At 74.6% G+C, this 23428-nt stretch carries 17 protein-coding genes; 11 read left to right on the plus strand and 6 right to left on the minus strand.

The window, feature by feature from the left end:
* Positions 1-34 precede the first annotated feature (34 nt).
* The 5 genes from ACIRFH_RS03865 to ACIRFH_RS03885 all read left to right on the plus strand — a co-directional run bounded on the left by ACIRFH_RS03865 (position 35) and on the right by ACIRFH_RS03885 (position 8561).
* Positions 35-3325, plus strand: a complete 3291-nt coding sequence (locus ACIRFH_RS03865; RefSeq protein WP_403516933.1) for a right-handed parallel beta-helix repeat-containing protein — start codon at positions 35-37, stop codon at positions 3323-3325.
* 802 nt (positions 3326-4127) lie between these two features.
* A complete protein-coding gene (locus ACIRFH_RS03870; RefSeq protein WP_403516934.1) occupies positions 4128-5411 on the plus strand; it encodes a S8 family serine peptidase in 1284 nt (427 codons plus the stop codon).
* A gap of 494 nt (positions 5412-5905) precedes the next feature.
* Complete coding sequence (locus tag ACIRFH_RS03875) at positions 5906-6439, plus strand: hypothetical protein (protein ID WP_403516935.1); 534 nt, start codon at positions 5906-5908, stop codon at positions 6437-6439.
* Positions 6440-6763: 324 nt separating this feature from the next.
* Positions 6764-7963, plus strand: a complete 1200-nt coding sequence (locus ACIRFH_RS03880) for a hypothetical protein (RefSeq protein WP_403516936.1) — start codon at positions 6764-6766, stop codon at positions 7961-7963.
* A gap of 10 nt (positions 7964-7973) precedes the next feature.
* Positions 7974-8561, plus strand: coding sequence for a hemerythrin domain-containing protein (locus ACIRFH_RS03885; protein ID WP_403516937.1), 588 nt, complete (start codon positions 7974-7976; stop codon positions 8559-8561).
* Positions 8562-8620: 59 nt separating this feature from the next.
* Here the strand turns inward: ACIRFH_RS03885 and ACIRFH_RS03890 are convergent, their stop codons facing one another.
* Complete coding sequence (locus ACIRFH_RS03890) at positions 8621-9154, minus strand: hypothetical protein (protein WP_403516938.1); 534 nt, start codon at positions 9152-9154, stop codon at positions 8621-8623.
* Between the two features lie 128 nt (positions 9155-9282).
* Between ACIRFH_RS03890 and ACIRFH_RS03895 the strand changes: the two genes are divergently transcribed.
* The 4 genes from ACIRFH_RS03895 (at position 9283) to ACIRFH_RS03910 (ending at position 11513) form a co-directional block, all read left to right on the plus strand.
* Positions 9283-9447 carry a hypothetical protein gene (locus ACIRFH_RS03895; protein WP_403516939.1) on the plus strand — a complete coding sequence of 55 codons (165 nt, stop codon included), beginning with the start codon at positions 9283-9285 and terminating at the stop codon, positions 9445-9447.
* Between the two features lie 143 nt (positions 9448-9590).
* Positions 9591-9992 (plus strand): DUF6153 family protein, encoded by a 402-nt coding sequence (locus ACIRFH_RS03900; RefSeq protein ID WP_403516940.1) that lies wholly within the window; start codon positions 9591-9593, stop codon positions 9990-9992.
* A gap of 135 nt (positions 9993-10127) precedes the next feature.
* Entirely contained in the window at positions 10128-10775 is a 648-nt protein-coding gene (locus ACIRFH_RS03905; protein ID WP_403516941.1) for a DUF305 domain-containing protein, read from the plus strand.
* 165 nt (positions 10776-10940) lie between these two features.
* Entirely contained in the window at positions 10941-11513 is a 573-nt protein-coding gene (locus tag ACIRFH_RS03910; RefSeq protein WP_403516942.1) for a DUF4396 domain-containing protein, read from the plus strand.
* Between the two features lie 72 nt (positions 11514-11585).
* On the opposite strand, the gene ACIRFH_RS03915 is transcribed toward ACIRFH_RS03910, so the two are convergent.
* Complete coding sequence (locus ACIRFH_RS03915) at positions 11586-16613, minus strand: DNA repair ATPase (protein WP_403516943.1); 5028 nt, start codon at positions 16611-16613, stop codon at positions 11586-11588.
* Between the two features lie 85 nt (positions 16614-16698).
* Positions 16699-18732, minus strand: coding sequence for a flotillin family protein (locus ACIRFH_RS03920; RefSeq protein ID WP_403516944.1), 2034 nt, complete (start codon positions 18730-18732; stop codon positions 16699-16701).
* A 747-nt stretch (positions 18733-19479) separates the two neighbouring features.
* On the opposite strand from ACIRFH_RS03920, the gene ACIRFH_RS03925 reads away from it, so the two are divergent.
* Both ACIRFH_RS03925 and ACIRFH_RS03930 read left to right on the plus strand, forming a co-directional pair.
* Positions 19480-19902: a hypothetical protein gene (locus ACIRFH_RS03925; RefSeq protein WP_403516945.1), complete on the plus strand. Its 423-nt coding sequence runs from the start codon at positions 19480-19482 to the stop codon at positions 19900-19902.
* A gap of 140 nt (positions 19903-20042) precedes the next feature.
* Positions 20043-20345: a heavy-metal-associated domain-containing protein gene (locus ACIRFH_RS03930; RefSeq protein WP_403516946.1), complete on the plus strand. Its 303-nt coding sequence runs from the start codon at positions 20043-20045 to the stop codon at positions 20343-20345.
* Between the two features lie 60 nt (positions 20346-20405).
* On the opposite strand, the gene ACIRFH_RS03935 is transcribed toward ACIRFH_RS03930, so the two are convergent.
* From ACIRFH_RS03935 to ACIRFH_RS03945, 3 genes are all read right to left on the minus strand, one after another.
* Positions 20406-21785 carry an ATP-binding protein gene (locus ACIRFH_RS03935; protein WP_403516947.1) on the minus strand — a complete coding sequence of 460 codons (1380 nt, stop codon included), beginning with the start codon at positions 21783-21785 and terminating at the stop codon, positions 20406-20408.
* Between the two features lie 123 nt (positions 21786-21908).
* A complete protein-coding gene (locus ACIRFH_RS03940; protein WP_403516948.1) occupies positions 21909-22676 on the minus strand; it encodes a response regulator transcription factor in 768 nt (255 codons plus the stop codon).
* A 61-nt stretch (positions 22677-22737) separates the two neighbouring features.
* The gene (locus tag ACIRFH_RS03945) at positions 22738-23364 is read right to left on the minus strand and encodes a CE1759 family FMN reductase (protein WP_403516949.1); all 627 of its coding nucleotides are present in this window, start codon (positions 23362-23364) and stop codon (positions 22738-22740) included.
* Positions 23365-23428 lie beyond the last annotated feature (64 nt).

Genomic DNA, 23428 nt, shown 5'->3' on the forward strand with positions numbered 1-23428 from the left:
ACGACGACGCAGAGACGACGCAGAAAGGAACGCCATGGCCCGCCAGACCACCGTCGCGGACCCGTACCAGGGCATCACGTCGGCCCTCGTCGCCACGCGTCCGGGAGGCGTGATCCGCCTCCGCCCCGGCCGCTACGACGAGTCCCTCGTCATCACCAAGATGGTCACGATCATCGCCGACGACCCCGACGATCCGCCGGAGATAGCCCCCCGCTCGGGCACCGCCGTCCAGATCGTCGCCGAGGCGGTCAAGCTCTCCGGGCTGGTCCTGCGCGGTGGTGACGAGGACGCCCCCGTCGTCGACGTCCCCCGCGGCCAGGCCGCCCTGGAGAACTGCCGGGTGCACGCCGACTCCTGGACGGCGCTGCTCTCCCGCGAGCGCGGTTCCCTCGCCATGCGCGACTGTGTCATCACCAACCCGGCGGGGGCCGGGTTCGTCGACCTGTCCCCCGAGCCCAGCGTCGTGGAGCACTGCGTCTTCGAGGACCTCGGCAGCTCCGGCCTGGTGCTCGGCGAGGAGTCCGCACCCGCCGTCCGCGACTGCACCGTCCGCGACGCCCGCGGCAACGGCCTGCTCGCCAACGGCCGTGCGGGCGGCACCGTCCAGCGGCTCACGGTCGAGGGCACCCCCAAACCCGGGGTGGCCCTGGAGGAGCAGGCCGGGACCCGCCTCACCGACGTCCGTGCGGTGGGCTGCACCATCGGCTTCCACGTCTCCTCCACCGCCCGCCCCGTCCTCACCGGCTGCTGCGCCGTCGACAGCACCACCCACGGCGTGCTGCTCTCCGCCTCCACCGCGCCCGCCCTCGACAACGTGGAGGTCCGAGGTTCGGGCGGCAACGGCATCGTCGCGATCGACCGCGCCCGCGGGGTCCTCTCCGACTGCCTGGTCGAGGGCTCCGTCGCCGCCGGGATCCTGGTCCGCGGCGGCGCCGAGCCCACCGTGCAGCGCACCCTCGTCACCGGCGGCAACGCCGAGGGCGTCCTCCTCGACGCCGACAGCGCACCCCGCGTCGACCGGGTGACGGTGCACCGGCCGGGGGGTCACGGCATCGTCCTCGCCGGCGGGAACCGGGCCAGGCTCCGCGACGTGGAGATCGTCGAGGCCGGCGGGCACGGCCTGTACGCCCGCGACGGCGCCCGCGGACGCGTCGAGCGGACCACCGTCGCCGATGCCGCCGGGTGCGGGGTCCGCGTCGAGGGCGCGAGTCCCGCGTTCCAGGACGTCGCCGTCCGCGGCAGCGGCACCACCGGGTTCGCCGCCGCCGGGAAGTGCGACCCCGAACTCGTCGACGTCCTCGTCGAGGACTCCGGCGCCGACGGCGTCACGGTTACCGACGACGGCGCCGCCCTGACCGCCGTCCGGACCCGGGTGCTGCGCAGCCGCGGCCACGGCGTGCTCGTCGGCACGGACGCCTCCGCCGAGCTGACGGAGTGCGAGTTCGCCGACGGCGGGGCCGACGGCGTCCGGATCGCCACCGAGCGCCCCGTCCGGGCCGCGAGGTGCGCCGTCACGGGCAACGCCGGCGCCGGGGTCCGGCACACCGTCCCCGACGGCAGCCTCGCCGCCGACGACCTGACCAGTGCCGACAACGGCGAGCCGGACGTCCTGGGCGGGCGCGACGACGGCGCCGCCGCACCCGAGGCCGGGACCGCGGGCGACGGACCCCTCACCGGCCCGCTCGCGCAGCTCGACGAACTCGTCGGGCTGCGTGCCGTCAAGGAGCAGGTCGCCACCCTCGTCAACCTCAACAAGCTGGCCCGGCGCCGCCGCGAGATGGGCCTGCCCGTTCCGGCCACCGCCCGCCACCTGGTCTTCGCCGGGCCGCCCGGCACCGGCAAGACCACCGTCGCCCGCCTCTACGGCTCGATCCTCGCCGCACTGGGCGTACTGCGCTCCGGACACCTGGTGGAGGTGTCGCGCGCCGACCTCGTCGCGAAGATCGTCGGCGGCACCGCCATCAAGACCACGGAAGTCTTCGAACGGGCCCTCGGCGGTGTGCTGTTCATCGACGAGGCGTACACCCTCACCGCGGACGGCGGCAGCGGCCCCGACTTCGGCCGGGAGGCCGTCGACACCCTGCTCAAGCTGATGGAGGACCACCGCGAGGACGTCGTCGTCATCGCCGCCGGGTACTCACGGCAGATGGGGGCCTTCCTGGAGTCCAACCCCGGACTCGGGTCCCGGTTCAGCCGCACCCTGGAGTTCGAGAACTACTCGGTGGACGAGCTCGTCACCATCGTGCGGCGCCAGGGCGAGCGGAACCGGTTCACGCTCGGCGAGGACACCGAGAAGGCGTTGGCCCATCACTTCGGGCGGATGCACCGGGACGAGTCGTTCGGCAACGCGCGCACCGCCCGCAAGGTGTTCGAGGAGATGGTGGACCGTCAGGCGCTGCGCCTCGCGGAGTCTCCCGACATCACGGAGGAGGACCTGACCGTCTTCGTCCCGTCGGACGTCGGCGAGGAGGCCGCCCGTGCCGTCGCGGGCGAGAGCGGCGCGGACGGCGGACAGTCCGAACGCCTCACCCGTGTGCTCGCGGAACTGGACGGTCTGATCGGCCTGGACGGCGCCAAGGCGCAGGTCCGCGACCTCGTCAACCTGCTGTCGGCGGCGCGCCGCCGCAAGGCCGCCGGGCTGCCCGCCCCGAGCGTCGCCCACCATCTGGTCTTCACCGGGCCGCCCGGCACCGGCAAGACGTCGGTGGCCCGGCTCTACGGCGAACTCCTGGGCTCGATGGGTGTGTTGCCGCGCGGCCAGCTGGTGGAGGTGTCCCGGGCCGATCTCGTCGGCCGGTACGTCGGCCACACCGCCCAGCTCACCAAGGAGGCGTTCGCCCGGGCCCGGGGCGGCGTGCTGTTCATCGACGAGGCGTACACGCTCACGCCCGAGGGCGGCTCGGGGTCCGACTTCGGCCGGGAGGCCGTCGACACCCTGCTCAAGCTGATGGAGGACCACCGCGACGACACGGTCGTGGTGGCGGCGGGCTACGAGGGCGACATGGAGCGCTTCCTGGGCTCCAACCCGGGCCTGGCCTCCCGCTTCGGCCGCACCATCGCCTTCGCCTCCTACGACGCCGACGAACTGGTCGAGATCGTCCGCCGCCAGAGCGTCCGGGACGGTTACGAGTGCCCGCCCGCCACGTTGGAGGCGCTGCGCCGGCACTTCGCCGGGGTCGACCGCGGTCCGGGCTTCGGCAACGGGCGCTACGCGCGGACCGTGCTCGAACGGATGATGACCCGCCAGGCCGGGCGGCTCGCGTCCGTCCTGGACGTCGACACGGACCAGCTGCGGCTGCTGCTTCCCGAGGATGTGACGGTATGACGGACGACGGCAGGACGACGGGAAGGCTCCGGAGCACCGGGCGGTGCGCCACCTGCTTCGAGAGCTTCGACCCGGCCTGCCCGCGGGGGAGGCTGGACGAGGAGACGCGGGAAGTCCCCCGGATCGCGGACGCACCGGCGAAACCCCTGCCGCCCGCGTCCCACCCCCGGACCATGGCCGCCCCCGTCGGCCCCGCTGACGCCGCTGACACCGCTGACGGCACTGACGGCACTGACGGCACTGACGGCACTGACGGCCACGGAACCACCACCCGCCCCAGGGTCCTCGTGCAGCCGCCCGCCGATCCCCGCCCCGGAACCAGCGACCGGCCGACCGCCCCCACCCGGCCCGGCACCACCCGGCCCGGCACCGCTCCCCGGACAACCGACTCGGCTCCGTCCGGAACCGCCGACCGACCCGGAACCGCCGCACGGCCACCCGCCGCGCCCCGGACCGGAACCGCCGATCCGGCCGACCGGCCGGCCGCCGCCCGATCCGGGGCCTTCGCCGCGGGGCCGGACCGACCCGCGCCGTTCCCCGGCGTGCGCGGGACCGGGCGCCCCTCCGCTCCCGTCCGCGACCCGCGCCGCCCACGCACCGACACGACGAGCGGTTCGTCCCCGTGGCAGGAGCTCACCGCGCCCCGCGCGACGCCCGGCACGGTGTCCCCGGCGCCGGGGCCCGGCGCGTCGGGCCGTCCGCGTACCGCCACGCCCGGCACCGCCCCCGCCCGCGCGCCGCGTTCCGGCGCCGCCGCGCCCGGCAGGGCCGAGGCCCCGGCGACGGAGGGGGGAACCTCCCGATGACGTGCGCTCCCCACCGCCCGCAGCCGCCGTCCCGGACCGACGGTGACCGGCACGGTCCGCGGCCCCGGGCGGGCCGGCTTCCCCGCAGGACCGCCCGTACCCTCGGCACCGTCCTCGCCGCCCTCACCGTGACCGCCCCGCTCGCGGCGGCGTCCCCCGCCGCGGCCGACACCGGCCTGCCCCGGATCACCGCCGCCCCGCCCCGAAGCGGCGGATGCGTCGAACCGTCCAAGCAGCATCCCGTCGGTGTCCCGTGGCCGCAGCAGTACATCGCCCCGTCCCGCGCCTGGGACACCACCCGTGGCGCGGGCGCCGTCGTCGCCGTCGTCGACACCGGTGTGGACGCCACGCACAGCCCCGCCCTCGCGGGCCGTGTCACCCCCGCCACCGCCGCCGCCGGCACCGACTGCATCGGCCACGGCACGTTCGTCGCGGGCCTGATCGCCGCCGCGCCGCGCCCCGGCACGGGGTTCGCGGGTGTCGCCCCCGAGGCCGGGATCGTGGCCGTCCGTGCCACCGCGTCGGACGGCAGCGCCACCGCGGACAGCGTCGCCGCCGGGATCGAGGCGGCCGTCGCCCGCCGCGCGCGTGTCATCGCCGTACCGATCGCCCTGCCCAAGGGCAGCCCGGCACTCACCGCGGCCGTTCGCGACGCGGGCCGCCGCGGCGCGCTGGTGATCGCCCCGGCGTACGCGGCGGGCGGCACCCTCACGGGTTCCGGGGACGCCCCCGCACCGGCCGCCTACCCGGCCGCGCTGCCGGACGTCCTGGCCGTCGCGGCGCTCGGTCCGGGCGGCGTCCCCGACCAAGAACTCGCCCCCCGCACCGCACCCGACCTGGCCGCGCCCGGCAACGCCGTGATGAGCATCGGGCCGGGCGGCACGGGCAACTTCACGGGCGACGGAGCCGAGATGGCCACGGCGTTCGTCGCGGGCACCGCCGCGCTCGTCGTCGCCACGCACCCCGACCTGACACCTGCCGGGCTGACCGATCGCCTCACCTCCACGGCGTATCGCATCCCGGCCGGCAGGACGCTGGTCGGCGCGGGCACCGTGGACCCCGCGGCGGCCGTCACCGCCCCGGCCCCCGCCCCCGCGCCCCCGGCCCCCCGCGACCGGGCCGGCCTCCGCCTGCCGCCTCCCGAGGCCCACTCCGGCCGCACCACCGCCATCGCCGTCACCGCGGCCGCCGGGGTGGCCGTCCTCGTCACGGGCTTCGTCGCGTTCACCCTCCCCCGCGCCCGTCGCCGGGGCTGGCGCCCGGGCGGTCCGACACCCTGAGGACGGCCCCGCCCGGGGAACGCGCCCCTCACGCGTCCGGCACCCGGCGCACGCGCCCGTGCCCCACAGGCCCACAGCGCAGCGCGGCCCTGTGGGGCACCCGGTTCCCCAGCGCTCCGGCCCACGAGGCAGCCACCGTCCCGTCCCACCGCCGCGGGCGCCTCGCGGCTGTTCCCGGCGGCCCGCGAGCAGGGCGGGATCCGGCTGGAGGCCGGGATCGCCCTCGTCCCCACCGGGCGGGTGCGTCCGGCCGCCGAGCGGACCGGGCTGTCACCGTCCGAGGCCGACACCGCCACCGGCTCCCACGCCTCCGCCCGGCCGGACGGGCCGAAGGCGGTGACACTGGCCACGGGCGGTGTGGCGCTCGCCGGTTTCCGGTCACCTCGCATCCGCCGGCCGCCCGGGCAGTCGCCCGTCCGGGACCCCCGCCTGTGCCGCTCCGGCGGGCCGGCCGGGCCGACGGGTCGACGGGTCGAGCGCGGGAGGAGACACGGGTGACCGAGGACGAAACCGGAGCACCAGCGGCCGCGGACGGACGCAAGCGCCGGAACGAACACCGGGAACACGCGGACTACACCGGCGGCGTCTACGGCTCCATGCTCGCGGCCTCCGTCGTCATCGGTGCCGGCTCCTGGGGCTCGTTCCCCCGCGGCGAGCTGGTGCTGCTGCTGTTGCTCACCGGCCTGACGTTCTGGATCGCGCACGTCCACGCCGAGCTGTTCGGCGCACGCCTCGCCCGGCACACGCCGAACCGCCGGGTCGTCCTGCACGTGTGCCGTGACGAGTGGCCGATCGCCGAGGCGTCCGTGCCGCCCGCCGCGGCCGTCGCCATCAGCCCCTTGCTGGGACTGGACGTCTCGGGCGCCCTGTGGCTGGCGCTGTCCGTCGCCGTCGCCGGACAGGTGGGCTGGTCCGTCGCCGCGGCACACCACGCCGGTGCCTCGCGGCGGCTGATGGCCGTCACCGCGACGGTCAACGTACTGCTCGGCCTGGTGATCGTCGTCCTCAAGATCGTACTGACCCACTGATCCGGACCGGGGTCACCTGTACCGGTGTACCGGGTGGGGCCGCCGGGCCGTGGACGATGCCCTGAGCCCGCCGGTGGAGGAACGGCTCGTGCGCTGCGGGTTCCGGGCCGAGGGGCATCCGCCTCCGTCGCCGCCCGTGCCGCGGCCGTCGGTATCCGCCCGTCCGGTTGACCCACCAGGGGGAAACCCGGGCCCCACGGACGTGAGCGGTGGCTGGAAATCATCCCTGGTGAACAGACTGAGGAGCACGTCTGTGCTCGTCGCCCGGAGCGGGGTACCCCAGCGGCGCGCGAGTCCCCCTCTTCTTCAGGAGGCACCCCTCCCATGACGTTCAACCCCTTGGAGCAGCGGGGCATCCCGCTGGACCGCCAGGTGCGCAACTGGCGCGAGCTGAACGTGGATCCGATCGACCCGGACCACTGCGACCCGTACACCCGCTGCCGGATCATCACGATGAACGGGATCGAGGTGGAGGCGATCCTGTTCAGCCATCAGCTCGCCCGCCACACCGCGGACCCGGAGATCAAGCGGCAGCTGGCCCGCACCCGGTACATCGAGGCGCAGCAGCAGAAGGTCGTCAACTGGCTCCTGCCCGGCGTGTCCTCGGTGCTGGAGACGACCATCGCCTACGAGCAGGTCGCCGTGGACCTGACGGCGTGGGTGGCCCGGATGGAACCCGACCCGTACCTGAAGCAGGCGTACCAGTTCGGTGTGCTGGAGGACTTCGACCACCTGTACCGGTACGCGAACCTGTACGAGATGATCGAGCACCGCAAGGCGGAGTCGATCGTGGACGGCCTGACCGAGGTCATGCCGGGCCGGCCCACGCGGTACCACCACCGGGACGCGTACGACAACGTCCGCGACCCGTACGACAAGGACCGGACCGACCCGCTGTCGAAGCTGCACGCGCTGACGATCATGTCGGCCGAGCAGCAGACCATGAACTTCTACATGAACACCGGCCCCACCTACATGGAGCCGATCGCCCGTCAGCTCTACCAGGAGATCGGGCTGATCGAGGAGGAGCACGTCACCCACTACGAGTCACTGGTCGACCCGGGCGAGACGTGGTGGGAGCAGCTGGTCAACCACGAGTACAACGAGTGCTACCTCTACCACTCCTTCATGGAGCAGGAGAGCGACCCCAAGGTGAAGGCCATCTGGGAGCTGCACCTGAACATGGAGCTGGAGCACCTCCACGCCGCCTGCGACCTCATGCGGCGGCACGACGGCCGCGACCCCGCCTCCGTGCTGGCCCCCGAGCTGCCCAACGTGCTCACCTTCGAGCCGAACAAGCAGTACCTGCGCGAGCTGCTGGACACCCAGATGGACCTGACCACGCTCGGCGCCGGTTACGTACGCGAGGCGCACGAGCGGTTCGAGAGGATGCAGGAGCAGATCCACGGCGGCGAGGCACCGCCGAGCGACCGGGTCATGGCGGAGCACGACGCGATGTTCGGCCGCGAGTACCGCGTCCAGTCCGAGGGCGAGCACCCCGACCCCGCCCAGCGCGAGAAGTAAGGGGGCCGAGATGTCCGAGCTGCACACCCCGCAGGCCGGGGACGACCACGCCGAGGACGACGACGTCGTCTCCCTGCTCATGCGCCAGCACGGTGACATCCGCAACCTCTTCGACGAGGTCGAGGCGGCCCAGGGCGAGGAGCGCCGCGACGCCTTCCGCCGCCTGGTGCGCCTGCTGGCCGTGCACGAGACCGCGGAGGAGGAGGTCGTGCACCCCTTCGCCCGGCGCGGCTTCCCCGGCGGCGAGCAGGTGGTGGAGGAGCGCCTCGCCGAGGAGAGGGCGGCCAAGGAGACCCTGGCGGCCCTCGACGAGATGGACACCGACGACCCGGAGTTCATGCCCCGGCTGCTCCAGCTGCGCAAGGAAGTCCAGGAGCACGCCCGGGCCGAGGAACGCTACGAGTTCACCCATATCCGCCGCAGCACCGACGCCGCCAACCTCTCCGCGATGGCCAAGGCCATCAAGGCCGCCGAGGCGATGGCACCCACCCGGCCCCACCCGGGCGTCGAGTCCGGGGCGAAGAACATGGCCCTCGGTCCGGTCGCCGCCCTCATGGACCGCACCAAGGACGCCGTGCGCAAAGCCATGGGCAAGTAGGTCCGGGAACGAGCGTCATGCCCCGGCCGAGCCGTGCGCCCGGCCGGGCCGCGCGGCGTTCACCACCCCCGGCCCCGGCCGCGGGGCACGGGCCCCACGTCCGCCCGGCGGCCGGGGCGGGCCGCCGCGTGGCGCTGCCCCGGGCCGGGGCCCGAACGGCCGGCCAGGGCATCGGCGACCAGCCCGGTCGCGAAGGCGTACACCGCCTTGTGCAGCAGGTCGACCGCGAGTTCGCGGCGGGGCCAGGTCGAGGGCGGTGCACCGACGCCGGTGGCGTTCTCCAGGATCTGGTCGTTGGTGAGGCGCACGACGGCGAACTGCGCCGAGGACCACGCTCCGCGCAACCCGGCGTGCGCCATCACCGACCGCAGGACGCCCAGGGCGGCGCCCTGCCCCACGTGCATGGCCAGGTTGCGCCGCACCGGCTGACGGTCCGGGTGCTCCGGCAGGCCGGTCAGGCGCTCCAGGGTGCGTGCGGGCACATGGGAGTCGGGACGCCCGGTGAGCCGTTGCTCGGCCTTCTCCCCCAGGGTCATCACCAGCACCCCGGCCGTCCCGGCGATCAGCCCCTGCCACAGTGCGCGCTTCATCATGCCGCCCCGAGTACCCGCCCTCCGGCGTCCCGTACGCCCCGTACATCGCGTACGTCGCCGTTTCGTCGCGGGGGACGCGGAAACCCGCCCCGCGACGGTGATGGCCAGGTTCCAGCGGAAGGCCACTCATGCAGAAGACGTTGTGGATGCTCCCGGTCGTCGCCGCCGGGGTCGCGGCGACGCGGAAGGCCGGGACGACGCACCGGAGCGAGGACCGGGCGCCCACGGCGTACGACATGTTCGAGCACAAGACCGACGGGGGCGTCCGCGCCGTCATCCGCCCCGGGTCCTGAGGGGCCGCACGGTCGTCGGCCGCACCGCCCGTCCCGTGGCCGGCCGCCTGGTCAGACGGCGCTCGGCACCGGCTCTCCGCCCTCATGGGGTCGGCGCGCGGGTCGGCGGGCCGCTGTGGCGGGGCGTCCGTACGATGGGGCGCGTGCCCAGGAGCATCCGATCGAGCAGCCGCCCTGCCGGGCGGTTGTTCGTGCTGCTGGTGCTGGCCGTGCTGGCCGGGGTGCTCGGCATGCACGGTCTGGCTCCCGGGGTGACGCCGACGGCGCACGCGGACGCCGGCCACAGGATGGCGACGACCGCGGCGGACGGCATGCCGCACGCGGGCGGGGCCTGCGCGCACACGGGCGGCGGACCGAGTCACCTCGATCACGCCGACGGGACGTGCGCGGCCGCCGGGACCGGTTCGGCGTACACGCCGCCCGCGCTGACCGGCGCCCCGCTGGGCACGCCCGCGGCCCCCGCGCCGGCCGCGGCGTTCTCGGGATCGCCCCATGACGGGCGGGCACCGCCCGACCTCTCCGAGCTCCAGCTCCTGCGGATATAGAGCGGCCCGCTCGGCACCTCACGCCCGGTGATCTCCCGTGGTCCCGGTGGTCTCCGTGACGGTGCCGTGCCTTCGCACGCCCTCATCCGTTCCACCGCGCGCCGCGAACGGCGCGCGTGAAGGAGTCGCACCACCATGAACCGCAAGCGTTCTCTCGTCCGTCACAGTGCCGTCCTCGTCGCCACCGGTGCGGCGACGCTCGTCCTCGCCGCCTGTGGCGGTGACGGCGACGGCGGCAGCCCGGCCGGACACGGCGGCCACGACGCCGCCACCTCCGCCCCGGCGTCCACGTCCGCCTCCGCCTCCGCCTCGCAGGGGCGGCACAACGCCGCCGACGTGGCCTTCGCGAAGGGCATGATCCCCCACCACCGCCAGGCCGTCGAGATGGCCGGCCTGGCACCCGACCGCGCGCAGTCGGCCGAGGTGAAGAAGCTCGCCGCGGACATCAGGAAGGCCCAGGACCCGGAGATCAGGACCCTGTCCGGCTGGCTCGCCTCCTGGGGCGAGCGGGTGCCCGCCGAGGACGCCATGGACCACTCCGCGCACGGCATGGACGGCATGATGACGGCCGACGAGATGACCGAGCTCGAGAACTCCTCGGGCAAGGCGTTCGACACCGCCTTCATGGAGATGATGATCAAGCACCACGAAGGCGCGGTCGAGATGGCGAAGGCCGAGCAGGCCGCCGGCTCCCACGAGCCCGCCACGAAGCTGGCCGGAGAGATCATCACCTCGCAGAGCGCGGAGATCGAGCGGATGAACAAGCTGCTCGGCAAGGACTGACCGCGTCACCTCCGTACGGGGCGGGCACCGCTGGTGCCCGCCCCGCCCCCTTCCCCGCACAGGCCGGACGGTCCTCCACAACACTGGCCATATACCCCTGGGGGGTATATGGTTCCGAGGTGTGGGGCCCCAGGGGCTCGCTGGACATCGAATGGGGACGAGGTCATGGACCACAGCACGCACCACTCCGGCACCGCGCACGACCACACCGCACCCGCACCCGCACCCGCAGACGGCCACGGCCACGGCCACGGAGAACACCACGGCGACCACAGCGGCCACGGCCACCACCCCGGGCACGGCCCGGCGTCCTGGGCCATGGCGGCGAAGGCGACGCTGCACTGCCTGACCGGATGCGCCGTCGGAGAGATCCTCGGCATGGTGATCGGCACCGCCCTGATGTGGGGCAACGTCCCGACGATGATCCTCGCCATCGCGCTCGCGTTCCTCTTCGGCTACTCGCTCACGCTCCTCGCGGTGCGCCGGGCCGGACTGGACCTCAAGGCCGCGATCAAGGTCGCGCTGGCCGCCGACACCGTCTCCATCGCCGTGATGGAACTGGTCGACAACGGGATCATCGCCCTCGTGCCGGGTGCGATGGACGCGCACCTGTCGGACGGGCTGTTCTGGTACGCGCTGATCGGCGGACTCGCCGTCGCCTTCGTGCTCACCACGCCGGTCAACAAGTGGATGATCGGCCGCGGCAAGGGCCACGCCGTCGTCCACGCCTACCACTGACCGGCACCCTCATCACGCCGGGCGGCCCCCCGGAGCTTCTGGGGGGCCGCCCGGCGTCGTACTGCCGTCGTGTCAGTGCGCGTACGGCCCACCCGCTTCCCCCTCGTCCGCGCCCGGAGGACGGGCGTGGGCGCCGGCCGGGCGGTGGGGCGGGGCCGCGGCGCGGTCGATGGCCTCCTCGACGGCGCCGATCCGGTCGGCGAGCAGGCCGAGCGCCGCCACCGCCCTGCTCAGAGGGTCGTCCTCCGGCCCGCCGAGCGCCCGGCCGCGCACGTGGGCGGCCTTCACCTCGGCCCAGCGCGCGGCCTGGGCGGGGGTGAGCGTGCCGCGCAGTTCGGCCAGCTTGAGGAGGTTCGCCTCGGCCCCCGTGGTGAGGGTCTGGGCCTCGGCCCGGTAGTGGTCCTCGATCAGCGCCGACAGCTCGGCGTCGTTCATCACCGGCTGGATCCGCTGGGCGATCTTGCGCATGTTGCGGTACGACCCCTGCAGCCGGAAGGGCGGCTCCGTGCGGGCGTCGTCCGTCCGGGCGGCGGAGTCGATGTACGCGGCGTTCACGGCGAGGACCGTGGCGCGGGCGGTGAGCAGGTGGCGCAGGACGGCGAGGACGCGGTCCAGCTCGGCCGGGGCGTAGGGGTGGGCGAGCCGGTCCGCGCGGGCCGCCCGGTCGCCCTCGGCCAGGCGCAGCAGCAGGTCGAGGTCGGCGCGGTCGCGGCCGGCGAGCGGGGCGAGGACCGGGTTGGCGGTCAGGGCGTTCTCGACGAAGCTCAGCGCGAAGACGTGCTCCTTGCCGGTGAGGACGTCGCCGAGGTTCCACACGTCGGCGCGGTTGGCGAGCATGTCGGGGACCTGGAAGCGGCCGCCGGACTCGGTGTAGGGGTTGCCGGCCATGCACACGGCGAAGCGCTTGCCGCGCAGGTCGTAGGTGTGCGGTTCGCCGTCGCGGACACCGTCGACGCGACGGGTGGCGTCGCACAGCGGGATGAACTTCTGGAGCAGCTCGGGCGAGGTGTGCTGGATGTCGTCCAGGTACAGGAGGGTGTTGTTGCCCGCCTCCAGCGCGAAGTTGATCTTCTCGATCTCCTGGCGGGCGGTGGCGTTCGGCGCCTCGGCGGGGTCGAGCGAGGTCACGGCGTGGCCCAGCGCCGGACCGCTGACCTTCACCAGCATCAGGCCGAGGCGGTCGGCGACGTACTCCACGAGTGTCGTCTTGCCGTAGCCGGGCGGGGAGACGAGCAGGAGGAGGCCGCCGCCGGCGGAGCGGTGCGCGGCGTCCGCGGTGCCGAGCTGCTTGGCGAGGCTGTCGCCGATCAGCGGGAGGTACACCTCGTCGATGAGCCGGTTGCGGACGAAGGCCGGCAGCACGCGCGGGCGGTACTCGTCCAGGCGCAGCCGGGCCCGCTCGGCGGCCAGCAGCGTGCCCCGGCGCCGCTGGTAGGCGCGGTGGCCGGGCAGGTCGTGGGTGCGGAACGCGCGGGTGCGGGCGAGGAATTCGTCGAGGCGCAGCGGGAGGGTGCCGCCGGTGACGCGCGGGTGCGTGCCGAGCAGGCCGCGCACGGTCTCCGTGAGCGGGGCGTCGTGCGGGTAGCGCGGCAGGTCCGGGCAGAGTTCGGCGGCCACCGCCTCGGCCAGGTCGCCCGGCGTGGTCTCCGTGCCCGTGGACGCCGTGTACGCGGTGAGCCAGGCCTCGACCAGCTGGCGGCGCGCGGACAGGTCGCCGAGGGCGGCGAGGTCCTCGTCGTAGGCCGGACCGCCCACCGTGCGGCGGAACTTGTCCAGCAGCGTGCGGGTGCCGACGCCGAGGACGAAGCCGTCGGGGCCGGCGGTCAGCTCCTCGAAGAGGTACTCCGCGGCCGCCTCGCCCCGCTCCCCGCCGATGGCCGACGCCAGCTCCCGCCGCAGGTCGGCGATGGCGGGCGCGAGCCCGAAGGTGTCCCGGGCGCGGGCCAGGGAGAGAGCGCGCCGCCGCCAGTCGTTCCGGGCCCCGTCCGTCGTGCCGTGCGCCCAGAACAGCTGGGCGGCGGCACGGGCGGCGGGCTCGTGGCGCAGCGGGCCCGCGCCGTCGTGCAGGCGCAGCAGGGCGGCGAGGATCAGGGTGGCGTCGTGGTCGTGGACGCCCCGCTCGTAGCCCTCGTCGTACGCCTCCCGGGCCGCGCCGCGCACGAGGGCGGCCAGGTCGTCGGTCTGGGCGAGGACGGCCGGGCCGTGTTCGTCGAGCAGGCGGGCGGCGAGGTGTTCGGCGCGGTAGACCTCGGGCGACTCGGACGGCAGCAGCCGGTCCCAGTAGGGGCGGGTGGCCGCGAAGTCCGGGTCGGTGACCGGGGAGCGGTAGTCGGTGCCGGTGACGGCGAGGGCCAGGCCGTCGCCGTGCGGGACCAGGGTGAGGTCGAGGGACTGGGGGGAGACGGCGAAGCGGTGGCCGCCCAGGAGCAGGGTGCGGCCGTCGTCGGCGTACAGGTCGGTACGGTCGCGCAGGGCGCGGGACGCCTCCTGGCGGGCGGCCTCCAGGCGGCCGTCGAGTTCCTCCGCGCGCACCGGGTCGCCCAGTTCGCGCAGCTCCGCGGCGGTGCGGCGGACCTTGACGGGCATCGGGTCGGAGGCGAACCAGGTGGTGACGGCGTCCGCGTCGGCGAGCGTCGCGGCGCGGCGCACGACGGTGCGCAGGACGCGGTCCGCCGAGTCGGCCAGGCGTTCGGCGCGGCGGGCGCGGGCGTCGGCGAGGGACTGCTTGCGGGCGGAGAGCGCCTCGTGGATCTCGTCGCGCTTGTCCGCCAGTTCGCCGAGGAAGTCGTCGAACTCGGCGAACCGGGACTCCAGGTTCTCCACCTGGACCAGCAGGCGCGCGAGCTGCTCGTCGCACGCCTCGGGGGTGTCGGCCACCGCGAGGGCGCCGGTGACCGTCTGGCCGAGCAGCGCGAACTCGGCGGCGAACCCGGCGCGGCCCTCCTGGTCGAGCAGGGCGCGGCGGCGGGCGCCGAGGACGGCGCGGGCGCGGTTGACCCCGGCGAGGGCCTCGGCGACGCGCTCCAGGACGGCGGTGCGGACGGTGGCGTCGCCGATGTCGAGCCCGGCGACGACCTCGGTCACCGTGCCGAGCCGCTCGGCGAGTTCGTCGAGGCGGGCGGTGAGGGGCGCGGCCTCGGCGGCGGTGCCGATCGCCCCGGCGTCCGCGACGAGCCGTTCGACCTCCGCGTGGTGCCCGGCGAAGGCGTCCTCGCGGGCCAGGTGGGCGACGGCCCGCTGCCCGAAGGCGGCCAGGTCGGCCTCGGCGCCGGCGGCGAGGTCGTCGATGCGGGCGGTGTCCGCGTACCGCATCTCCTTCAGGGTCAGCAGGTGCCCCTGCGCCCGGCGCAGTTCGGACAGGCCGGTCACCCAGGCGGCGGCACCGCGCGGCGCCTCGCCGCGCAGCCGGCGTACGACGGCGGCGAGCCGGGAGGCGGCCTCCTCGAGCGCGTCGGCCGCCTGCCGGGACATGGCCTGTACGTTCTCGAACTCGGCGAGCACCTGCTCCGCGGTGTCCCGCACCTGTCCCAACGGGCCGGCCAGGTCGCCGACTTCGGGATCGCCCAGCCAGTGGTGGGTGTCGGCCGCGCGGACGCAGGCGGCGGCGAGTTCCGCGTACATCCCGCCGGTCGGGGTGGTCTCCGTGGCGGCGCGGGTCACGGACAGGCAGTCGGAGATGCCGCGGACGAGGTCGGCGTTGCCGATGCGGGCCAGCGGCCCGTCGCCGGCCGGGCGGGCGGCGGCGTACGTGTCGGACAGGTACGGGGAGGTCCACCGCTGCACCGCGTGCACCCGGGCCGGCTCGCCGCCGTCCTCGGTGCGCAGCAGGGTGAGGGTGCCGTCGTCGAACAGCGCCCAGCCCCGGCAGGACAGCGGGGCCGCGGCCTCCTTGCGGATCAGGTTGTACGGCAGCAGCAGGGTGCGGCCGTGCGCGGGGGCGTGGAACGCGTACAGCACGTCCTCGCCGTTCGGCGCGCGCACCTCGCGCTCGAACCGCAGGCCCGTCGTGTCGATTTCGTACGTGCGGTGGGCGCCGGTGGCCAGGCAGTGACCGCCGGGGAAGATGATGCCCTGGTCGTCGGGGAGGCGGCGGCAGGCCTGCCCGATGCCGTCGAGCCGGACCACCGTCCTGGTGAGGGTGTTGAACACCAGGTACCGGTCGGCCTCCTCCTTGTAGGGGCGCACGCGCAGCAGGATCAGCGCGCCCACGCGGGCGTGGGCGATGTCCGCGTCGGCGAGGGCCTGGAGGGGTTCGGCGACCGGTTCGGCGTGGATGCCCTCGGCCGTCTCGGTGTCGTCGTCCACCTTGACGGTGAGGGCGCCGCCGACGGCGGAGACGAAGACCTCGCCGCCGACGGAGACGTGCGGGTGGCGGCCGAGGACGTGGTCCTCGCGGGTGGCGGCGGTCCACGTGAAGTCGTGGGCGGCCGGCAGGACGTGGTCGCGGTCGCCGCGCGCGTCCAGGAACGTCGCCCGGTCGTCGTCGGTGAGGGCCCAGCGCAGGACGCGGATGTCGTCGGCCTTCTCGCCGGTGCGGAACACGGCGAGGAGCCTGCCGTCGACGCGGCGCAGCCGCAGCAGGGTGGCCTCGCGGTAGTAGCGGTACAGGGCCGCGAACTCCCGGACGAAGGCGGGGTCGTCGAGCAGGCCCGGCACGGCGTCCTCGGGCAGCCGGTTCAGGTCCCGGTCGTGCAGCGCGAGGACGTCGCCCACCGAGGGTTCGGTGCGGGTGGCGAAGGCCGTGTTGAACCCGAGGAGCAGCGTGCCGCCGACGGCGACGACGTCCTGGGGGACGCAGGGCCGTTCGGTGCGCAGCCGCTCGGTGCCGGCGAGTTCGAGTCCCGCCGAGCCGAACTCCGCGACCCGGCGCCGGTTCAGCGCCTCGGTCCGCCGGGCCAGTTCGGCGGCCTGCGCGGCGAGCCGGTCACGGAGCACCTCGTAGGTGCCGGTGTCCAGCGCCTCGCCGGAACCCCCGTGAGGGCCGGTGCCGGGCGTGCCGGTATCGGCCGTACCGGTGCCCGTACCCGTACCCGTGCCCGGTGTCCGGGGCGTGCCGGTGCCCGGTGTCTGGTGCGCGCTGGTGTCCGCCCCGGTTGCCATGGGGCTCCTTTCCGCGAGTGGGCTCCGGAGCCGCCGCTCCCGTGGGGCGGGCGGCTCCGGAGGACGACGTGGTCGGGCGCTGCCGTCAGGCCCTGGCGCTGCCGTTGAGGGACGTCAGCGGGGCGTCCGCGAGCCCCAGCTCCCCCGCCCTGTCGAGCAGCTTCTGCACCTGGCCGGCGTGCACGTCACCCGTCTTCATCAGCTTCATCAGCAGGGCGGAGACGGTCAGGTTCTGCACGTCGGCCGTGGAGACCGAGCCGAGGATCCGGCCGAGGTCGTCGGCGAGGTTCGACGTGCCGTCCAGCCACGGCCCGGCGAGGGCCTGCGCCGTCTCGGAGTGCCGGACGAAGCCGTCGACGCCCTTGCCGAGCGCGATGGAGGACATCAGGCGGTCGAAGAACACCGACTCGCCGCCGACGATGTCGATGTCGGCGTTCTCCAGCCCGGTGGCCAGCACGGTGGCCTGCGCCTCGGCGACCTGGCGCTGGACGTCCAGTCCGGCGAGCCGGATCTCCTTCTCCGCCGCCAGGCGCAGCCGGTACTCCTCGTGGGTGCGGGACGCCTCGTCGAGCGCGGCCATCGCCGCCGCCTTCTCGGTCAGGCCCGCAGCCTCGGCCTTGAGCTTCTCGCCGATGCCCTCGGCCTCGGCGAGCGCCTTCGCCCGGGCGCCCTCCGCCTCGGCGCGCATCCGGGCCTCGGCCGCCTCGGCCTCCGCGCGGCCGGCCTTCTCGATGACCTCGGCCTCCTTGTCGCGGACCTCGACGGCGGCCAGGCCCTCGGCCGCGCTCTCGGCCCGGGTGGCCTCGGCGAGCTTCAGCTTGGCCCGGGCGTCGAGGTCGGCGCTCTTCAGCCGGGCCTCGGCCAGGGTCAGCTCCTCGGCCGCGCGGTGGGTGGCGGCCTGCTCGGCGGCCTCGGCCGCCTTGATGTCCTTGACCAGCCTCTCCTGGGCCTCCGCCTCGGCGGCGATGATCACGGCCTGCCGCTGCCGCTCCGCCTCCTCGACCGCGCGGAGCTTCTTGATGGACTCCTCCTGCTCGGCGACCGTACGGTCCACGGCGACCCGCTCGCGGATGACCTCGGCGATCTCCCGCTTCTCCGCCTCGACCTCCTTCTCGGCCGCGATCCGGGTCAGCTCGGTCTCCCGCTCCCGCGCGATGACCTCCAGCATCCGGTCCTTCTCGATGCGCTCGTTCTCGATGGCGATGACCCGTTCCCGGTTCTTCGCCGCGACGGCGACCTCGCGGGCCTGGTTCTCGCGCTGGACCCCGAGCTGCTCCTCGGTGCGCAGGAAGGCGCCCTGCGCCCGCAGCCGCTCCTCCTCCACCACCCGCGCGGTCTCGGCCTCCTCGCGGGCCCGCACGGTCTCGATCTCCCGCTTCTGCTTGATCTCGGCGTCGACCTGGCGGCGCTCCAGCTCCAGGATCGCCTCCCGGGCGTCGACGTTCTGCCGGGTGATCTCCTTCTCCTCGGTGCGCTGGGCCTCGTTGGTGCGCACGTGCTCCACGGCCGTCAGTTCCGTGATCTTGCGGATGCCCTGCGCGTCGAGGACGTTGGCCGGGTCGAGCTGGGACAGCGGCGTCTGCTCCAGGTAGTCGATCGCCGCGTCCTCCAGGTGGTAGCCGTTGAGGTCGACGCCGATGACCTCGATGATCCGGTACCGCAGTTCCTCGCGCTTGGTGTAGAGGTCGGTGAAGTCCAGCTGCTTGCCGACGGTCTTCAGCGCCTCGGAGAACTTCGCGTGGAACAGCTCCTGCAGGGTGTCGCGGTCGCTCGCCCGCGCCGTGCCGACCGCCTGGGCGACCTTGATGACGTCCTCGACGGTCTTGTTGACCTTGACGAAGAACGAGATGCGGATGTCCGCGCGGATGTTGTCCCGGCAGATCAGGCCCTCCTTGCCGGCCCGGGTGATCTCGATGGTCTTCACCGAGATGTCCATCACCTCGGCCCGGTGCAGCACCGGCAGGACGACCTGGCCGGTGAAGGTCACGTCGACCTTGCGCATCTTGGAGACGATGAGCGCCTTGCCCTGCTCCACCTTTCGGAACAGCCGGGAGACGACGAGTACGGCGAGCAGGCAGAGGACGACGAGCGCGCCCACGCCCACGGTCATGGCATTCATCAGCACGTCCTTGGCGGCTAGGAAGGACGAGCCCGCTCAGGGCTCGGAGGTGTCACAGCGGCGGCCGGTGCGGCACGGCGCCACGGAGTTCAGGCGGCCGTCCGGGACGGCCCGCGTTCGTCGGGGAAGAGCCGGCGCCACGGCCGTACGACGAACCGGGGCGCACGCCGTGCGGCGGACCGGGGCGCACGCCGTGCGGTGCCGGGCGCGGCGGCGAGGACCGCGGGCGCGGCCGGCGCGGGCGCGAGGGCCGGAGGGGCGACGGGACGGGGCCGGAGACCGGCGTCGAGCGCGCCGGACCGGGCGGATGCCGTCGGCATCGGGACCGGGGCCACGGCATCGGTGTCCACGGACCGGCCGGGGCAGCGGGCCCCGGCGGCGTCTCGCGGAGCGGCGGTGCGGAGGACGGCGGGAATCCCGGTGGTGGCTTCGGCGTGTGCCCGCATGTCGTACCCCCCGTGATCCTGCCCGCGTCCCGCCCGCGGCGGCGACGGCGTGTCCGGGCTCCGGCGGAGCACCTGCCGGTGTCCGGCATCGGAGCCGTCCCACGCGCTCCCCTCGCCCCCATCCTGCCGACCGGCACACCCCGCCGCATTGCCGACTTCCGGCAGTCTTCGCCCGCGTCTTCATGCCGGAACCCGTCGGTGCGTTCACCCGAATGGCCCGCACCCGGTCGCCGCATCCCGGTCGCGGGCGAAGACTCGTAAGTCCCCGCGCACCGTGGGTTCCGAGGGACGGAGCACGACCATGGCCAACGCCACCCACAACACCGGACGCCGGTCCGGAGGCAGCGCCTGGGCCTCCGGCGGCGTCGTCTTCGCCGGTGTGCTGATGCTGATCGAGGGCCTCTTCGGCGTCTTCAACGGCATCGCCGCCATCGCGAAGGACGACGTCTACGCGGCCGTCGGCGACTACGTCTTCAAGTTCAGCCTCACCTCGTGGGGCTGGATCCACCTGATCCTCGGCATCCTCCTCGCCCTCACCGGCCTGGGCATCCTCAGAGGCGCCGCCTGGGCACGGGGCCTCGGCGTCGGGCTCGCCACCCTCGCCGTGATCCTGCAGTTCATCTGGCTGCCGTACCACCCGCTCTGGGCGATCATCTCCATCGTCATCGGCGTCTTCGTCATCTGGGCGCTGTGCACCGACCACGGCCGCGCGTCGTCGGTCTGAGCGCCGGCGACACCGGACCGGATCTCCGGAGCCGCTTTCCAGGTACCCCCTAGGGGTATAGAGTCGGTGGTGTCGGGAGGCGCCGTGGAAAGCGCGCCTCCCGTGCTGCCCACCTGCTCGCCGACCCCGAGGGAGACGCCATGACCGCCGACCAGAACAACTCCGGCTCCTGCTGCACCACCGACGGCTCCTGCCACTCCGGCGCCACGGCGGAGAGCGGCCGGGAAGCCGCCGTCACCACCGTCTACAAGGTGACCGGCATGACGTGCGGACACTGCGAGGGCGCGGTCTCCGAGGAGATCTCCGCGCTGGCGGGCGTCACCGCGGTCAAGGCCGTCGCCGCCACCGGCGAGGTCACCGTCACCTCCACCGCACCGCTCGACGAGGACGCCGTCCGCGCCGCCGTCGACGAGGCGGGATACGAACTGGCCGGCACGGCCTGACCCGGTCCGGCCCGCACCGACGGCCGGCCCCGCCACCACCGTCGGCCCGCGTCCCCGCCGTCAGCCCGCGTCCCCGCCGGGCGGCTCGTCCCGCGCCGGGGTCTGGCCCACCGTGAAGCCGATCACCGACCCGCCCCCCTCCCGCCGGAAGGCGAACGGCGCTCCGCCGTGCGCCAGCGCCACCTCCCGCACGATGGACAGGCCGAGGCCCGAACCGGGCTGGGAGCGGGCGTCGGCGGCGCGGTAGAAGCGGTCGAAGACGCGGACCAGGTCGGCGTCGGCGATGCCGGGCCCGCGGTCGCGGACCTCGACGCGGATCGTGCCGGGGCGGGCCGGACCGGCGACGGTGACCTCGATGGGCCCCGTGCCGCCCCGGTCGAACTTCGCGGCGTTCTCGACCAGGTTCGAGAGGGCGCGGGTCAGCATGAGGGGCCGCCCGTCGGCCGTCGTGTCGCCGCAGGCCCGCACGCTGATCTCGCGCCCGGTGCGGCGCCGGGCGTGGGTCGCCACCTCGTACGCGATCTCGCCGAGGTCGACCGGCCGCACCGGCTCCGTCCCGGACTGGCCGGCCGCCAGCTCGACCAGCTCGTTCACCAGGTCGGTCAGCTCCCGGGCCTCCTGCCCCAGGTCGGCGACCAGTTCCTCGCGCGCGGCGGGCGGCAGCTCGTCGATCCGGTGCAGCAGCGAGATGTTGGTGCGCAGGGAGGTCAGCGGGGTGCGCAGCTCGTGGCCCGCGTCCTGGACCAGGCGCCGCTGGTCCTCCTCCGACTGGGCGAGCCGGCCCAGCATGCGGTCGAAGGCCCGGCCCAGCCGGCCCACCTCGTCGTACCCGGTGACCGGGACCTGGATGCCGAGCCGGCGGGTGCGGGCGACGTCCTCGGCGGCGGAGGTCAGGGCGATCAGGCGCCGGGTGATGCGCCGGGCCAGCCACCAGCCGCACAGACCCGCGGCGGTCACCACCGCGGCCATCAGCACCAGCGTCCGCCGCTGCAGGGCCCGCAGCAGATCCTCGGTGTCGCTGAACTCCTGCGCCACCTGCACGGCACCCCGGCCGTCACCGAGGGCGACGGTCGCGATCCGGTAGACGTCGTGGCCGACGTCCACGTCCTTGTGCTGCACCATCCGCCCGGCCACCGCGGCACCCGCCGTCCGCCGGTCCTCGCCGGTCACCGGCAGCCGGCGGCCGGCCGGGTCGGAGACCTCCCCGTCCGGCCCCAGCACCTGCACGTCCGTACGGGCCGGGCGCACGATGTCGTGGCCGGGCGCGGACGAGAAGAAGTCGCCGGGCGACATCGGCCGCTGCCGCACCTCGGCGCGCAGGTCCTGCACCACCTGCTCGAAGACGGACTCCTGGTCCACCCGCACCAGGCGCGCGGCGGCGTTGTACGACAGCACGCCGACGAGGACGGTGACGACGGCCGTGACCACCGCGAACGACACGGCGAACGTGGTCCGCAGCGACCACAGTCGCGCCCGCCGCCCCCGGCCACCCCCTCCGAGCCTGCCGCCTCCGCCCCGGCCGCCCGTACCGCTCCGGCCGCCCGGTCCGGCCGAGGTGCCCACTCAGCCCTCCCGCAGCACGTAACCCACCCCGCGCACGGTCTGGATCAGCTGCGGGGCGCCCGGCTGGTCGAGCTTGCGGCGCAGATAGCCGACGTAGACGGCGAGGTTCTTCGAACCGGGGCCGAAGTCGTAGCCCCAGATGCGGTCGTAGATCGTGGAGTGGTCGAGGACGATGCCCGCGTTGCGGACCAGCAGCTCCAGCAGCTCGAACTCGGTGCGGGTCAGCTCCAGCTCCCGCTCGCCCCGCCAGGCGCGGCGGGCCTGCGGGTCCATGCGCAGCCCGGCCGCCTCCAGACACCGGCCCTCGGGCTCCCCGCGGTCCGCACCCTGCCCGGACCCGTCCTCCCCCGCCGCCGAGGTGTTCCCGGCGGTCCCCGCCCCGGTGCCGTCCGCCTCCGTCCGGTCGGTGCGGCGCAGCAGCGCGCGCAGCCGGGCGAAGACCTCCTCGACGTCGAACGGCTTGACCACGTAGTCGTCGGCTCCCGCGTCCAGGCCCGCGATGCGGTCCGCGGTCTCCACGAGCGCCGTCAGCATCAGGATCGGCGTGCTGTCGCCCTCGGCGCGCAGCGCCCGGCAGACCTGGAGGCCGTCGATGCCCGGCATCATCACGTCGAGGACCAGCACGTCCGGGCGGCCGGTGTGGGCCTGCGCCAGCGCCTCGACGCCGTCGGCGACCGCGGTGACCCGGTAGCCCTCCAGGGTGAGGGCGCGCTCCAGGGCATGCCGGATGGCGCGGTCGTCTTCGGCGAGCAGAACAGTCCGGGGCACCCGTCCAGTCTGCCAAGGACGGGGACCCCGCGACCGGGCGGCCGGACTTCTTACCCAGCTCTCACCCGGCGGGCCGCAGCGCGGCGAGCCGTTCCTCGAAGGGGACGACCTGGGCGGCGTCGACGGCGACGGTCCCCGCGGTGTTCCCGGCCGGCTTCCGGGCCGTCGACGGTCCGCCCATCAGGGCGGCCAGTTCGCCCGCGGCCCGCTCGATGCGGCCGTCGAGTCCTTCGGCGCCCCAGTCCTCGGAGGCGGCGTAGACGCCGGTGGGGACGACGACGGCCTTCAGGTGGGCGAACAGCGGGCGCAGCGCGTGGTCCAGCACGAGCGAGTGCCGGGCGGTGCCGCCGGTCGCGGCGATCAGCACCGGTTTGCCGGCGAGGGCGTCCTGCTCGGTGGCGCCCAGGGCGTCGAAGAAGGACTTGAACAGCCCGCTGTAGGAGGCGGAGAACACCGGGGTGACGACGATCAGGCCGTCGGCCGCCCGTACGGCGTCGAAGGCGGCGGACAGCTCCCGTCCGGGGAAGCCGTTGGTGAAGGTGTGCGCGATCTCCACCGCGAGGTCGCGCAGCTCCACGACCCGCACCTCGGCCGGGGCCTGCGCGGCGGTGGCGGCGGCCAGCCGGTCGGCCAGCAGCCGGGTGGAGGACGGGACGCTCAGTCCCGCGGAGACGACGACGAGCCTCATGCCCGTGCTCCTTCCTGCGCGGTTTCCTGCCCGGCGTTCTCCGTGTTCGCCAGCAGCGAGGCGT

Source organism: Streptomyces sp. NPDC093586, from assembly GCF_044764905.1.
Lineage (GTDB): Bacteria > Actinomycetota > Actinomycetes > Streptomycetales > Streptomycetaceae > Streptomyces.

Excerpts from the sequence above, each read along its gene's own strand:
- ACIRFH_RS03865 (WP_403516933.1), top strand. The coding sequence starts at position 35 with ATGGCCCGCCAGACCACCGTCGCGGACCCGTACCAGGGCATCACGTCG.
- ACIRFH_RS03870 (WP_403516934.1), top strand. The coding sequence starts at position 4,128 with ATGACGTGCGCTCCCCACCGCCCGCAGCCGCCGTCCCGGACCGACGGT.
- ACIRFH_RS03880 (WP_403516936.1), top strand. The coding sequence starts at position 6,764 with ATGACGTTCAACCCCTTGGAGCAGCGGGGCATCCCGCTGGACCGCCAG.
- ACIRFH_RS03885 (WP_403516937.1), top strand. The coding sequence starts at position 7,974 with ATGTCCGAGCTGCACACCCCGCAGGCCGGGGACGACCACGCCGAGGAC.
- ACIRFH_RS03890 (WP_403516938.1), bottom strand. The coding sequence starts at position 9,154 with ATGATGAAGCGCGCACTGTGGCAGGGGCTGATCGCCGGGACGGCCGGG.
- ACIRFH_RS03895 (WP_403516939.1), top strand. The coding sequence starts at position 9,283 with ATGCAGAAGACGTTGTGGATGCTCCCGGTCGTCGCCGCCGGGGTCGCG.
- ACIRFH_RS03905 (WP_403516941.1), top strand. The coding sequence starts at position 10,128 with ATGAACCGCAAGCGTTCTCTCGTCCGTCACAGTGCCGTCCTCGTCGCC.
- ACIRFH_RS03910 (WP_403516942.1), top strand. The coding sequence starts at position 10,941 with ATGGACCACAGCACGCACCACTCCGGCACCGCGCACGACCACACCGCA.
- ACIRFH_RS03915 (WP_403516943.1), bottom strand. The coding sequence starts at position 16,613 with ATGGCAACCGGGGCGGACACCAGCGCGCACCAGACACCGGGCACCGGC.
- ACIRFH_RS03920 (WP_403516944.1), bottom strand. The coding sequence starts at position 18,732 with ATGAATGCCATGACCGTGGGCGTGGGCGCGCTCGTCGTCCTCTGCCTG.
- ACIRFH_RS03925 (WP_403516945.1), top strand. The coding sequence starts at position 19,480 with ATGGCCAACGCCACCCACAACACCGGACGCCGGTCCGGAGGCAGCGCC.
- ACIRFH_RS03930 (WP_403516946.1), top strand. The coding sequence starts at position 20,043 with ATGACCGCCGACCAGAACAACTCCGGCTCCTGCTGCACCACCGACGGC.
- ACIRFH_RS03945 (WP_403516949.1), bottom strand. The coding sequence starts at position 23,364 with ATGAGGCTCGTCGTCGTCTCCGCGGGACTGAGCGTCCCGTCCTCCACC.